The following is a 13,518-nucleotide window of genomic DNA, read 5'->3' as shown; positions in this document are numbered from 1 at the left end:
TTCCGAAACCCTGATGATTAGCCGCCAGGCCCGATTCGACCGTCCTGGCGGATGGTGGCGACTAGTCGTGTACCGAGCTCGCGCAGAGCAGAGGACTGTTGGGTCGGGTGACAAGTAATAGTCGTACCGTCAACAGCAACAACGACAGGAGGTGGCTGAGAATCAGCGCCACCCACAGACCGACGACCCCCTGATCCAGGTTAAACGCCAGGTGATACCCCCCCGCCACGCCGATCACCCAAGCAGTAGTAGTGTTGATAAGGAATGGCACCTTGGTATCTTCCAGGCCCTTCAGCGCCCCGAGCAGAATGACCTGGACACACTCGACAACGATGCTCAGAGCGGCAAAACCGATAATCAGGTTGAACTGGGTCAGCAGGTCAAGATTCGATGATTCGTTGACGTTGAAGAACATTGATGCGACCAACGTGGAATCGAAAAATACGACGAAGGCGAAAGGAAACAAGAACAACATGCTGACCATGCTAGCCACCACCGTCAGTTTGCGCACCTTGTGCACATTACCTAGCGCATGTTCTTGAGCGACACGAATGGCGATGGCTTCACGAACCCCTTCAACCAGCATGAACACCGGGTAGATATAGGAAAACACCAGTTGTGCCGCAGCCAGCTCCAAGGTCCCTACTTTCTCCGTCAAGAGCATCAGCACGATGAACATCAGAGAAATGACCAGGCTATTCGCCGATAGGGGTAAGCCCATCGCCAGGTACTTTTTCACCAGGGACAGCCTGGGAGCCACCCACCCGGTGAAGATGGCGTACGTCTTGCCGGATTTACGATTGCTCAGGGAATAGAGAACGACTTCCGCAACCAGCATTCCCCAACTGACCAGGGAGGTCGAAAGGCCGGCACCGTATGCACCCAGCCGCGGAAAACCAAACTCGCCAAGAATCAGTACGTAGGAAATCACCGCTTTGAAAACGCTGGCGAATAGCGTGATGTAGAAAATCGACGAGAAGTCAGAAACCGCCGCCGAGTGGTCTCGCAGGACGCAGAACAAGGCCAGTGGCAGGATTGAGTACACTGCGCCTTGCGCATATTGATCTGCCTGCAAGGCGACCGCCGGGTCGACATTGAAGGCAACCAGCAAACTACCAAGATTCAACGTCACCAGGGCGACCGGCAGACTGAGCAGAAAACACATGTAGAAACCGTGCTGCACATGCGTTTCCACGGCTCGCTTGTCTTTGATCGCGTCGTACTTGGCCGAGAAAACGGCGACCATGCCAATGACGCATAGACAAATGACATTGGTCGCGTCAAAAACAATACGAGCCCCCAAGCCATAGCCGGCAATTTCATCTGCACGAAAGCGCCCCATGAATACGGAGTCAACGAAGGCCATCATACTTTCAATCAAATAAACGATTGAAAGTGGCACCGCAACTTTGATGATCCGCCGACCTTCTGCAATCCACTGCATACCTGTACCCTTCATTTAAGTCAGCACACACAAGAAATATGGTGTAGTCACCAGCGGCTCAATCAATCTCTCGCCGAAATGAACAACCCGAACTTCCGGTAACTGGTGGAAGAGAGTGAGACTCGAACTCACGACTACCAACTTAAATAGTTGGCGCCCAAGCCACCGGGCATTCTCCCCCATTTATCTGCCTTGCTTTCCCCTGCGCAAAACCGCTGCGCCCGGGCAAAAATGGTGGAAGAGAGTGAGACTCGAACTCACGACCACCAACTTAAGTAGTTGGCGCCCAAGCCACCGGGCATTCTCCCCCATTTATCTGCCTTGCTTCCCCAACGCAAAACCGCTGCATCCGGGCAAAAATGGTGGAAGAGAGTGAGACTCGAACTCACGACTACCAACTTAAGTAGTTGGCGCCCAAGCCACCGGGCATTCTCCCCCATTTATCTGCCTTGCTTCCCCAGCGCAAAACCGCTGCACCCGGGCAAAAATGGTGGAGGAGAGTGAGACTCGAACTCACGACTACCAACTTAAGTAGTTGGCGCCCAAGCCACCGGGCATTCTCCCCCATTTATCTGTCTTGCTTCCCCAGCGCAAAACCGCTGCGCCCGGGCAAAAGGGTGAAAGAAAGTAAGGCTCTGGCTTACGACTACCTACTTAATTAGTGGGTGCCCGAGCCACCTGATACTCCCTCCCCTCACCATTAATCAGCTGAGTGGGTGGTACCCTCTTTGCTCGCGCTAATATTGTGGTTGCGCCTAAGCATATTATCCTTGTCGTACCGTTTCTTGACCTCGAGCAAGCGCTCACTATCGCTACCGAACAACGACGTACGTAACGAGCTGTCGGCAAAAGAGTAGTTGGAATACGCAGCGACTCCATCACTACCCGTGGCTTCCAGCGCAGCAGCTCTAACCCAGTGCACAAAAACTTTATCGTCCTGGGTTTCAACCCACCGGGCAGAAAACAGAATGCCATAGCCTCTCGACTTGAGCGGGAAAACGGAATCGCCAGGTATTGCCGAACGTCGCGATTTGTTCAGATGTTCGATCGTAATGCTGCATCGCTTACCTGGCATGCTGGACGCTGCGGTTAGCAATGCATCCATGGTGCTGCTGGTAAAATCATCCAGGCAAATCGACTTCCAGTACCCCCTCATCGGTGGTTGGAACCTGTCGTCGAACCAGGCTTGCCAGGTTCGGAAATCATCCGTTACGAACCGATGGCTACCCACAAGATTCAGCGCGGTTTCCAACGCTCTGATGGCATCGATGTCCAGATAATCGCTGAGACAAAAGTCAATCGATAAAACGCAGTGCTCGCTATCCACGCCGGGTGTGAAGATAGGAGCCAGCACCAGATTCGGTGGACAAACATGCTCCATGTAATCCCCCAGTTGCATAAGCACCCGGGGAATCTCCGGTGTCGTAACCGTGATCGAACCACAGTAAACGTTGGGCAGCTTCGATAGGCGATACCGAAACTCCAGCACAACGCCAAAATTGCCCCCGCCTCCGCGAAGGCCCCATAGCAGATCCTGGTGCTGCGGGTCCTCGGCTCTGACGACCTCGCCACTGGCGAGCATCACGTCGGCGCCTACCAGGTTGTCGCAAGTAAACCCCAGAGTTCCGACAAACCAACCGATACCGCCACCAAGAGTCAGCCCGGCAATCCCGGTATCGCTGACGGTCCCGGTCGGCACGACATATCCCTGAGGGCACAATGTCGCGTCCAGATCCCTCAAACGGGCACCAGGCTGAACCCTGGCGATGCCCTGAAACGCATCGATTTGTACGCCGTTGAACCCAGAGAAATCGAGCAACACACCGCCTTCGGTCGAACCAAACCCGGCAATATGGTGCCCGCCACCACGGATGGCGAGTTCAAGCTGGTTATCGGCAACCACCTCAAGCATTGCTCTAATCGCCGCACGGTTGAGGGTGCGCACAATGAGCAAGGGGTGCAGGTCGTGAATCCTGTTGTAGACCTGACGCCCTTCATCGTAACCAGGCTCACCAGGAAAAAGCAGTTCGACCGACTCATGCCCCTGCAGCGCCTGCCGGAGACGTATTTGCGTTAAATCGTCGCTCATACAGCTTCCACCCAGGCTCAGCCTTCCAGTATTGCGGCAAACGGCGAACCAGAGCCCGAGCGTTGGGCATGCCTGGTCGTGTCCAGGTTCCGGTTATAAAGATTCCTGTCAGAACCATGCTCGATGAAGTGCAGAACCGAACCGATGGCCACACTCGCCATCTCATCCCACACTTCCGAGGTCATAGCACCTACATAGGGCGTACAGATGAAGCGATCATCCGGCAGGTCGAGCATCGCGATCGGCATGTTGATCGTCTTGCCATTCTTGATAAGCGGCGGAGCATTCCAGTTCTTGTCGTCGAACGCGGCACCGGCAATTTTCTGCTCGAGAAGGGCCTTGTAGACCGCCTGGCCATCAACTAGAGAGGACGCTGACGTATTGATCAGGATCGCCGTGGGCTTCATCAGGGAAAGCTCATGCTCTGCGATGAAGCCCAGTGTAGAGTCGTTGTAAGGGCACGCCAGAATCACCACATCACTTGTTTCCAGCAAGGCTTCCAGCGACAGTCGTTGCGCCTGCGTATCGCGCTCTATATCTGGCTTTTGCGAGTTGGAGGTGTAGACAATCCTGGACTTGAACGCATCGTGCATCATCCTCGACACTCGAGAACCGACCTTACCCATGCCGATGATACCGATCACCGCATCCTTGAGCAGCGGGGTGTCCGTTTCGTGTAAGCGACCGTTTTTTTGCTCTGTGTGGAAGTAAATCAACTTTCGGCGCAAGGCAATTACCAATCCCAGCAGAAACTCACCCATGGCTTCGTACATCACTTTCAAGCCTGGAGTATTGGTAACTGCGATACCCAAACGATCAGCCGCATCGATATCGACCAAGTGCTCGGCACCAGAAGCCAGGCATGCCACTAGCTTCAATTTCTCAGCATGCTGCAAGATCGCTTCTGTCAGTATCTCCTCACCGGCATGAATGTAGATGTGCGCGTCAGTGATGACGGAAATAACACGTGCTTGATCAGGAAGCGACTCGGGAATCAAATCCACCTCATAACGCGAGGGATTTAATTTAGAAATATAGCTATGCGCTACACGATCGGCCCCAGAAATGACTACTTTAATGCGCTCCGACACAGCAACACCCCCCAATTAACTTAATGGAATATTAGATTTCAAACACCCGATCAATGGCGTATTGAAAGCAATCACAATCACTGGATAAAATTCTGGTGTATCTGCCGCCAAGCAAGCGGCGCCACACACTATCTGTAAAGAATAACGAGCTTAACGCCAAGCAAAATTTGGCAAAGACGCAAGGTGCAGACTTACGGACTCAGCCTGCGAGCATATCCAGGGCGCCAATCAATAGCCGGAGCGAAGAGGGTCAAAAATATAAACATAAACATATCCTTATGAGTCTGGCGCAACGCAGCGCTAAACAATGCCAATACATCCATTTCCACTGGTTAACTTCTCAACCCACTTGAAAAGTTATGGGACACATAAAATATTAATCTTTTTTTCATGTCAAGATTTTTTTTCATATCGCAGAAAGTCAATTACCACACAACCACCTCTCGAGAGCCGATACATTCTGGCCTCGCACGTGAAAGGAGTACTTACCAAGCTCGATACCGACCATTGCTAACTCGCTCACGGGTCTTCAAAGCACAAAACATACTAGGCCTGAGCAATTGCCTGATGGGTGATCGGCTCAGACCATTTTTATGGTTAGTATATGTACCAACTATGGCACTGACTCCCAATGCATATGGACGGCCCTCGGCACTGTAGACATCCCCAGCCTATGGGGCGGCACAGGGGAGACATTGACTCGACAGCACTTTCAATGTCCCTGCCATTAACGTTGCGACCATCTAAATAATTGAATATCCGAATTGATTTCAGGACATTTCCTACAGCAATTATTTTTTAATCTTGTTAACTTTCGCATCACTATGAATATAGTGGGTCAGGTATGGCCGGATTGTCGCTCTTTTGGAGCTAGCTCCATCTGCGCACGAGAGCCGGCCCTACGGCGGGGCAAAAAAGGAACACTGAATGTTCAACACTTTCCCAGTCATGCGCTTCAGCTTGATGATCAGAGGGCAAGGCGGCGCATGCTCATGTGTCGACGGATCGAGTACTCAAGAAGGCGGCCAAAGTGCAAAAATCTTGAAAGGGGTGCCCCTTACCAAGAACCCACGCCGTATAAGTTCAGGCCGGACTTGTCTCAAGGCATTCGCAATTTGCGACAGCTTGTATCCGACGTATTCCCACTACGCCAGATAAAAACAACTGGAATCATCAACTTAAGCGCCAGCAAAAACTGGCACAGGGGTTGCGAAAGCCCTCGCCTCACGCACAACAAGAGGTTCTGTCATGGCTATTGCAACCCCGCTCCCCGCCACCACCGCCTTTATCCAACGCGCCCCGCGCATGCTGATTGGCGCCGAATGGGTCGAGGCCGCCGACGGCCAGACCATGCCCCTGCACAACCCGGCCACCGGCGACGTGCTGTGCGTGGTGCCCAAGGCCACGCCGGAGGATGTCGACCGTGCCGTGCTTGCCGCCCGCCACGCCTTCGACGATTCGGCCTGGACCCGCACCCGCCCTCGCGAGCGGCAGAACCTGCTGTGGAAACTCGCCGACCTGATGCAGCGCGACGCAGAGATCCTGGCGCAACTGGAATGCCTGAACAACGGCAAAAGCGCAGCGGTGGCGCAGGTGATGGACGTACAACTGTCCATCGACTTCCTGCGCTACATGGCCGGGTGGGCGACCAAGATCGAAGGTTCCAGCGTCGAGGTGTCGTTGCCGCTGATGCCCGACGATCAGTTCCACAGCTTCATCCGCCGTGAAGCCGTCGGTGTGGTCGGTGCCATCGTCGCCTGGAACTTCCCGTTGCTGCTGGCCTGCTGGAAACTCGGCCCGGCCCTGGCCACCGGCTGCACCGTGGTACTGAAGCCGGCGGATGAAACCCCGCTGACTGCCCTCAAACTCGCTGAACTGGTGCTGGAAGCCGGCTACCCCAGCGGCGTGTTCAACGTGGTCACCGGCACCGGCATCACTGCGGGCTCCGCCCTGACCCACAATCCGTTGGTGGACAAGTTGACCTTCACCGGTTCCACCGCCGTGGGTAAACAGATCGGCAAGATTGCCATGGACTCCATGACCCGGGTCACCCTGGAACTGGGCGGCAAGTCACCGACCATCGTCATGGCCGACGCTGACCTCAACAGCGCCGCAGCGGGTGCGGCCAGTGCGATTTTCTTCAACCAGGGCCAGGTCTGCTGCGCTGGCTCCCGGCTTTATGTGCAGCGCAAGCATTTCGACAATGTGGTGGCCGACATCGCCGGCATCGCCAACGCCATGAAGCTGGGTAACGGCCTGGATTCGAGTGTGGAAATGGGCCCGCTGATCTCCGCCCGGCAACAGGAACGGGTGTACAACTACATCGAAATGGGCCGTCAAAGCGGTGCGACCATTGCCTGCGGCGGTGAGCAATTCGGCCCGGGGTTCTTCGTCAAGCCGACGGTGATTGTCGACGTCGATCAACAGCACTCACTGGTGCAGGAAGAGATCTTCGGCCCGGTGCTGGTGGCGATTCCCTTCGATGACGAAGCCGATGCCGTGCGCATGGCCAACGACAGTCCCTATGGCCTGGGGGCGAGTATCTGGTCCAACGACCTGGCGGCGGTGCACCGGATGATTCCACGGATCAAGTCAGGCTCGGTCTGGGTCAACTGCCACAGCGCCCTGGACCCGGCGTTGCCGTTCGGGGGTTACAAAATGTCCGGCGTGGGCCGGGAGATGGGCTACGCGGCGATCGAGCATTACACCGAATTGAAGTCGGTGTTGATCAAGCTGTGATGGGTGGCGCTCTCTCACAGTGGATTGATGGGGGAGCGCCTGTCCTGGTCTGTGGCGAGCGAGCTTGCCACAAAGACTGCGGTCACGTCTGGTTGAGCGGCATGCGTGAATAGGCACATCAGGGCTTGAAGCCCTGTGCCAACAACCAGCTGCGCACCCTACGCCCTTGCTCCACAGTCAACCCCGCCAGCACCTGCTCGGTGGGTTGGGTACGCAAGCGGCGCACCAGCGGCGCCAGCTCCACCCCTTGCACATGCCAGATGCCCAAGGGTTGATCGGCAGTGATCACCACCTCGGCCTCGTCGACAAACCCATCGCGCAACACTGGAGCGTGCCCGATGCTCAAGGTCGAGAAATCCGCCGCCTTGTGCGCGACTTCGCTGTCCGGCCATTGGCGGCGCGCCTGCCAGAGCGGGTGCTGCGGCCAGCGCAGCTCATCGGCATAGAAATCCCGGCCAATGCGCGCGAAACGTAAAAACAATTGCTCGACCCGTTGCTGGTGAAAACGCCGGGCCAGCGCCGCCCGTTCGGGTTTGCGCAGCAGCGTGTTGATCACCACGGGTGCCTGCAAGGCCGACGACAGGGACTGAAAGATACCGTTGCCTGACAGCGGATCCACCGCCATGGCCGCATCGCCCACCCGAATCCAGTTGTCGCCACATAGCTGCGGATGGAGAATCGCGGTGCTACTGCGGGCATGTAGATGCAGATCGTTTTCAGCCGCCGAACCGAACAGTTCAGCGGCCAGTGCCGAGCCTTGGCGGCGTTGCCGACAGTAGTCGAGTAACTGGGCCTTGGCGGGCAACTCGGCGCTGGCCACATCCACCGTCAACTGCCAATAGCATTGGCCATCGGCCCGTCGCGCCATCCAGGCCCAACCGTCCTCCAGGCTTTGCACCGCACTGGCGGTGCTGCCGGGCGCGCCTTGCCAGCGATTGAGCAAGCTGACGGTTTCCGGCCCGCGCCGGCCTTTGCCGAGTGCCGGCGCCTGACGACCACGCGCCTCCACCAGAAACCCGCTGTACTGTTGGCCATGCCCCTCGACCTCGACCCGATGGCCTGACGCATCGGAGTGAACCGCCAGCACGCGGCCTTCGATCAACTCGACGCCGGCCCGCTGCAGGTCTTCACGCAGGCCTTGATCGAAGCGCGGCCGGTCCAACAGGTATTCGATGTTTTGTGCATGCTGCAGGCCGTTCCATGACACCCGGCGTTGGGACGGCAGCGTGGCGTCGGCCAGCGCCTGATGCAGACCAGCACCGCGCAAGGCCTCAAGCACCCGTTGCGAGACACCTTCCAGTGCTGCGAACCGCCGCCAGTCGCTGACCAGGGTCACCCCATAGCCCATGCGTCGCAACCCCAGGGCCACCGCCGAACCCGCGGGTCCAGCACCAAGAATCAGCACATCGCTCATGTCCACGCTCGTCGCTCAGGGCCGCGATAGTGGGCATTGTCACGCAGCCATTGCAGCACCTGGGCATTGCTGGCATCGCGGTGCTCGCCGAGGAAGCTGGCGATATGCCCGGTCAACGCCGCACAGCCCAGGCTGGCACCGGACTGCCCGGCATAGGTGCCCCGTACACAGGCGGCGAAATCGGCCTGCTGGCTGTTCAGCCACGACCACTGCTGCTCACTGCAACGCGCATCACCGGTCACCCGCACCACCTGCGGATAGCTCGCCGGGTACACGCCCTCGCCTTGCGCCGGACTCGATGCACACAGCAGCACACCACGGGCGACTGCCGCCGAGCAGGCTTCACGCAGCAAGCTGCGGTCCTCGCGCAAGCCCAGACTGAGGTTGATCACCCGCACGTCCTGCGTCACCAGCCAATCGATGGCCGTAGCGATTTGCAGGGCGCTGGTCACCCCGCGCTGGTCGAACACCTGGGCCACGCACAAGCGGGCAGAAGCCGCGCGCTGGCTGATGGCCTCGACCACGGCACTGCCATGGCCGATCGGGTCATCACGCAAGGCGTCATCGGCCACACCCTCGTCCACCAGGTAGAACCGCCGCCCAACGCTCACCCGCGGCCGTTGCGCAACCGAGTGGCCGCTGTCGACGACACCGATCCTCAGTTCAGGCTTCATGCTGCACCTGCACAGGCATGAGCACGCCATCGAACAATTCAAAGCGCAGGTCGGCATCGGCCAGGGTCGAGGGGCGATGACTGATGAGGATACGTGTGCGCCCGGCAAACAGTCGGTCGATGGCCTCGATCACGTCCCGTTCCGTGGCCTCGTCGACTGCCGAGGTGGCCTCGTCGAGCACCAGGATCAGCGGGTCCTGCAACAAGGCGCGGGCGATGGCAATCCGTTGTTTCTGCCCACCGGACAACTGCTGGCCACGTTCGCCCAAGGGGCTGTCGAGTCCTTCAGGCAGCGTGGCGATCAGGCTGTCGAGCTGGGCCAGTCGCGCCACTTCAGCCACGGCTTCGCGACTGGCATCCGGCACGGCGTACGCCAGGTTATCGGCCAGGCTGCCTCGAAACAGCACGATGTCCTGGCTGACCACGGCAATGCGCTGACGCAGCTGGAACAGGTCCAGCTCCCGCAGGTCGACATCCCCCAGCAGCACACGGCCGGACTGTGGATCGTGATGGCGTTGTAGCAGGTCGATCAGGGTCGATTTGCCGACACCGGAACCACCACTCAGGGCGACCTTCATGCCGTAGGGAATCCGCGCCTCGATACCGCGCAGGGTGGACGGGCGACCGGGATAGCTGAAGTACAGGTTGTCGAATCGCAGCTCACCACTGTCCGGCATCGGTCGTGGCACAAGCGGCGTGGTGACGGTCGGTTGTTCGCCGCGCAACTCCATCACCCGGCCGAGGCTGACGGTCATCCGCTGGATCGCCACGTACAAGCCGAGCAGGCTTTGCACGGGGCCGACCGCCATCCCCAGGTAGGTGGAAAAGGCAATCAGGGCGCCTAGCTGCCAGGTGCCCTGCACCACCCAGTAACCACCGATGAGAAAGGCACAGGCCCGCGACAACGAGGTCAATGTACCGGGGACTGCCTGGGTGAAAAACTCGGTGACTTGCAGACGCAACAACTGGCTCATATAGCCCTGGCCCAGGGTTTCCAGACGCCGGGCTTCGCGTTGCTGCTGACCGGCGGACTGGATGAACTTCATCACCGGCAGGGTTTCGACCATGAACGAGGACATGTCCGCCGAACGCTCGCGCAACCGGCGCACATCACGCTCGACCTTGCGCCGCATCCAGCGCAGCCAGAGCACGTCCAGCGGAATCAGGACCAGCGCCAGCAATGACAGCTTCCAGGACAAGGTCAGCAACATGGCCACTGCACACACCAGGCCGATGACGCTGGAGACCGCCGAGAACAGGGAGTCGACGGCAAAACGCTGGATCTCCGCGACGTCACCGTCCAGGCGCGACATCAAGTCACCGATCCTTCGTTGTCCGTAGAAACCCGGCGACAAGCTCTGCAGGTGCCGATAAAGGTCGTCGCGCAAGGCAAACAGGATCCGTCCGGACAGACGCGTGTGCAGGTAGCGATTGATCCCCGACAGCGCGGTACCCAGGAGCCCGGCGACGATCATCAACCCGGCGATCAACACCAGCATGGAGAAATCCCGGGCCAGCAAGCCATCGTCGATCAGCAGCTTGGTCAACCAGGGCTGCACCAACACCAGCAGCGAGGCGCACACCGACAGCCCCAGCAGCCCGGCGATGGCCAGCCGATGCGGACGCACGAAACCGTAGAGCCACGCCAGGGCCGTGTCCAGCGCTTGCGGGTCGGGACTGTCGACCAGCCTGACAATCAAGCGGCGCATCAGCTGCGCAACTGCTTGAGCTTGCGGTACAAGGTCGCACGACTGATACCCAGGGCATCGGCGGCGGCCGAAACATTGCCCTGGTGACTGTCGAGGGACTGGCGAATCAGCTCCAGTTCGTTCTCACGGATACTGCCGCCGGGCGAGCGCTCTGCCGCATTGAGCTCGTCGAGCATGCTGTCGGGCAAATGCTCCAGGCTCAGTACGGTTTCACCGGGCTCGCGCATGGCCAGCGCGGTACGCAGTACCATCTCCAGTTGGCGGATGTTGCCCGGCCAATGGTAACCGCCGAGCAGGTTGCTCAGCTCGTCCTTGAGCGTCACCGCCGGAGCGTCGAGCCGGGTCAGCAAACGCGTCACCAGCTCACTGAAGTCGTCGCGCTCGCGCAAGGCCGGCAACATGACGCTGATGCCATTGACCCGGTAGAACAGGTCTTCGCGAAACTGTTTGTCCTCCACCAGGCGCTTAAGGTCGCGGTGCGTGGCGCAAATCAGCGCGACGTCGATGTCCTGTTCTTCGCCCGCCCCCAGGGGCGCGACCTTGCGGTCCTGCAGCACTCGCAGCAGGCGCGCTTGCAATGCCAGGGGCATGTCGCCGATTTCATCGAGGAACAGCGTGCCGCCGTGGGCCTGTTGCAGGCGACCGATCATCCCGCCCCGTCGCGAGCCGGTGAAGGCGCCTTCGCGATAACCGAACAATTCGGACTCGATCAGCCCTTCCGGGATCGCCGCACAATTGACCGCGACAAAGGGTTTGTCACAACGACTGCCGGCCATGTGCAGCGCCCGGGCAATGACTTCCTTGCCGGTGCCGGTCTCCCCCAACAGCAACACCGGCAACTCATTGGCCAGGCCTTGGCGGGCCATGTGCAATGCACGGGCATAGCGCGTATTGCTCCCGGCCAGGGCATCGAGATCGGGAGCAGCCTTGGTGGTTTTTGCGACGCTGCGCGGCGGTGTGCTGACGTTGATCGAGCGTTGCGGCGCGCGCAGCGTCTTGTAGAAGAATTCGCCCTTGGCGGTTTGCAGGCTGCCGATCCCCCCCTGTTGCAGGCGCGACAGCAACTGCAGGCCATCGACCCCTAGAAACTCTTCGCATCGATGGCCGACCAGGGCCGAGCGCTCGGCGTTGAGCAACTGGCAGGCCTGGGCGCTGACCGCCAGGATCTGCCCGCCCAGGCTCACGGCCAACAACCCCTGCCAAGGCGACTCGAGGTATTGGCGTCGGCTATGAAAGGCCAGGACGATCTGATCGGGGAAGCTTGCGTTGAACACCCGACTCTCAATCTGGCTGACCGCCATGGCCAGCAGCGCGGTGCTGTCATGCACCCGTCCCAGCGGGCCTTCGCGGGTCAGGTCGAGGACGCCGAGAATATCGCCTTGCGGGCAGTGAATCGGCACCGAAGTGCAGGAAAAATCGGTGAGGCGGTCGAGGTAGTGTTCACCACAATCGATCAGGGTTGGCCGCGCTTCCACCAGCGCAGTGCCCAGCGCATTGGTGCCGCGAGCGGCTTCGCTCCAGCAGGCACCGAGGGTGATGTCTTGCAGGCCGCTGCCCTTGAGACGGTCGGCGCGTCCTTCGACGGCGAGAATGGTCGCATCGGAGTTGGCGAGGATAATCAGCCCTTCCTTGCCCTGACGCTCGGCCAGGTAATCAATGGCCGGCATCGCCGCATCGATCAGCAGGCGATTGCTCGCCAGCAACACTTCCAGGCTGGCGCTCGACTCCAGCGTCAGTTCGTGTTTGCTGTTGAAGTGCACGCCATGGCTGAGACTGCGCCGCCATGACGCATCGATTTCGGCGCGCAACACCCCATTGGGGACTTCGCCTTCAAGGTGAAGTTTTTCCCGGGCCAACCGGGCTTCGTGTTGCAGCTCTGGGGTTATTGTTTTTATAAGGGTCATCAAGCGCTCCGGATCGATCCGCCCAGCCGCTCACGGGGCCATGTCCTCACTCGCGACGAACCACGCAAGTCCTGGGGAAATGTCTACACCCGGTTCAGAAGGCAGTAAAGGGAAGTTTGCCCGATAACCCGGACACCCCTTCCCTCAAGCAAAACCTGCGCCATGGACAATCGGCGCCAGCGCTTATGTTTACGTTAACGTCAAGCGACTGGCAAGTGCCACAGGTCCGCGCTTCAAACGTAGGGGGAGGCAGGGAAGCAGGCGTAAGTACCCGGAACGGACTGTGCCAACTTTTTCGCGCACAAAAACAAAACCCCTACCTGCAGATGCAGATAGGGGTTTCGGAATTTAATCTTGACGATGACCTACTCTCACATGGGGAAACCCCACACTACCATCGGCGATGCATCGTTTCACTGCTGAGTTCGGGATGGGATCAGGTGGTTCCAATGCTC

Annotated in this window: 8 protein-coding genes, 4 tRNA genes and 1 rRNA gene; 1 reads left to right on the top strand and 12 read right to left on the bottom strand. The window is 58.9% G+C overall.

What is annotated here, in order from left to right:
* Positions 1-61: 61 nt before the first annotated feature.
* The 7 genes from CKW07_RS23575 to CKW07_RS23545 form a co-directional block, all read right to left on the bottom strand.
* Positions 62-1,444 carry an MATE family efflux transporter gene (locus CKW07_RS23575; RefSeq protein WP_095147280.1) on the bottom strand — a complete coding sequence of 461 codons (1,383 nt, stop codon included), beginning with the start codon at positions 1,442-1,444 and terminating at the stop codon, positions 62-64.
* Positions 1,445-1,551: 107 nt separating this feature from the next.
* Positions 1,552-1,624 (bottom strand) — tRNA-Lys (locus tag CKW07_RS23570).
* A gap of 56 nt (positions 1,625-1,680) precedes the next feature.
* Positions 1,681-1,753: transfer RNA gene (locus CKW07_RS23565), tRNA-Lys, on the bottom strand.
* A 55-nt stretch (positions 1,754-1,808) separates the two neighbouring features.
* Positions 1,809-1,881: transfer RNA gene (locus CKW07_RS23560), tRNA-Lys, on the bottom strand.
* Between the two features lie 51 nt (positions 1,882-1,932).
* A tRNA-Lys gene (locus tag CKW07_RS23555) sits at positions 1,933-2,010 on the bottom strand.
* Positions 2,011-2,144: 134 nt separating this feature from the next.
* Positions 2,145-3,533 carry an FAD-binding protein gene (locus CKW07_RS23550; RefSeq protein ID WP_095147279.1) on the bottom strand — a complete coding sequence of 463 codons (1,389 nt, stop codon included), beginning with the start codon at positions 3,531-3,533 and terminating at the stop codon, positions 2,145-2,147.
* Between the two features lie 17 nt (positions 3,534-3,550).
* Positions 3,551-4,624, bottom strand: coding sequence for a 2-hydroxyacid dehydrogenase (locus CKW07_RS23545; RefSeq protein ID WP_095147306.1), 1,074 nt, complete (start codon positions 4,622-4,624; stop codon positions 3,551-3,553).
* A gap of 1,248 nt (positions 4,625-5,872) precedes the next feature.
* Here CKW07_RS23545 and CKW07_RS23540 point away from each other — a divergent pair.
* Positions 5,873-7,363: an aldehyde dehydrogenase gene (locus tag CKW07_RS23540; protein ID WP_095147278.1), complete on the top strand. Its 1,491-nt coding sequence runs from the start codon at positions 5,873-5,875 to the stop codon at positions 7,361-7,363.
* A 118-nt stretch (positions 7,364-7,481) separates the two neighbouring features.
* Here CKW07_RS23540 and CKW07_RS23535 read toward each other — a convergent pair whose 3' ends face one another.
* The 5 genes from CKW07_RS23535 to rrf all read right to left on the bottom strand — a co-directional run.
* Complete coding sequence (locus CKW07_RS23535) at positions 7,482-8,777, bottom strand: NAD(P)/FAD-dependent oxidoreductase (RefSeq protein ID WP_095147277.1); 1,296 nt, start codon at positions 8,775-8,777, stop codon at positions 7,482-7,484.
* Positions 8,774-9,451: a S8 family serine peptidase gene (locus CKW07_RS23530; protein ID WP_095147276.1), complete on the bottom strand. Its 678-nt coding sequence runs from the start codon at positions 9,449-9,451 to the stop codon at positions 8,774-8,776. The genes CKW07_RS23535 and CKW07_RS23530 overlap by 4 nt, the downstream gene beginning before the upstream one ends.
* The gene (locus CKW07_RS23525) at positions 9,441-11,159 is read right to left on the bottom strand and encodes an ABC transporter ATP-binding protein (protein WP_095147275.1); all 1,719 of its coding nucleotides are present in this window, start codon (positions 11,157-11,159) and stop codon (positions 9,441-9,443) included. The genes CKW07_RS23530 and CKW07_RS23525 overlap by 11 nt, the downstream gene beginning before the upstream one ends.
* The gene (locus CKW07_RS23520) at positions 11,159-13,063 is read right to left on the bottom strand and encodes a sigma-54-dependent Fis family transcriptional regulator (RefSeq protein ID WP_095147274.1); all 1,905 of its coding nucleotides are present in this window, start codon (positions 13,061-13,063) and stop codon (positions 11,159-11,161) included. Before CKW07_RS23520 ends, CKW07_RS23525 begins: the two co-directional genes overlap by 1 nt.
* A 352-nt stretch (positions 13,064-13,415) precedes the next feature.
* Positions 13,416-13,518, bottom strand: a 5S ribosomal RNA gene (rrf, locus tag CKW07_RS23515); the annotation flags it as partial.

The organism is Pseudomonas sp. Irchel s3b6 (assembly GCF_900187415.1).
GTDB lineage: Bacteria > Pseudomonadota > Gammaproteobacteria > Pseudomonadales > Pseudomonadaceae > Aquipseudomonas.
This window is presented reverse-complemented; position numbering and strand designations above follow the sequence as displayed.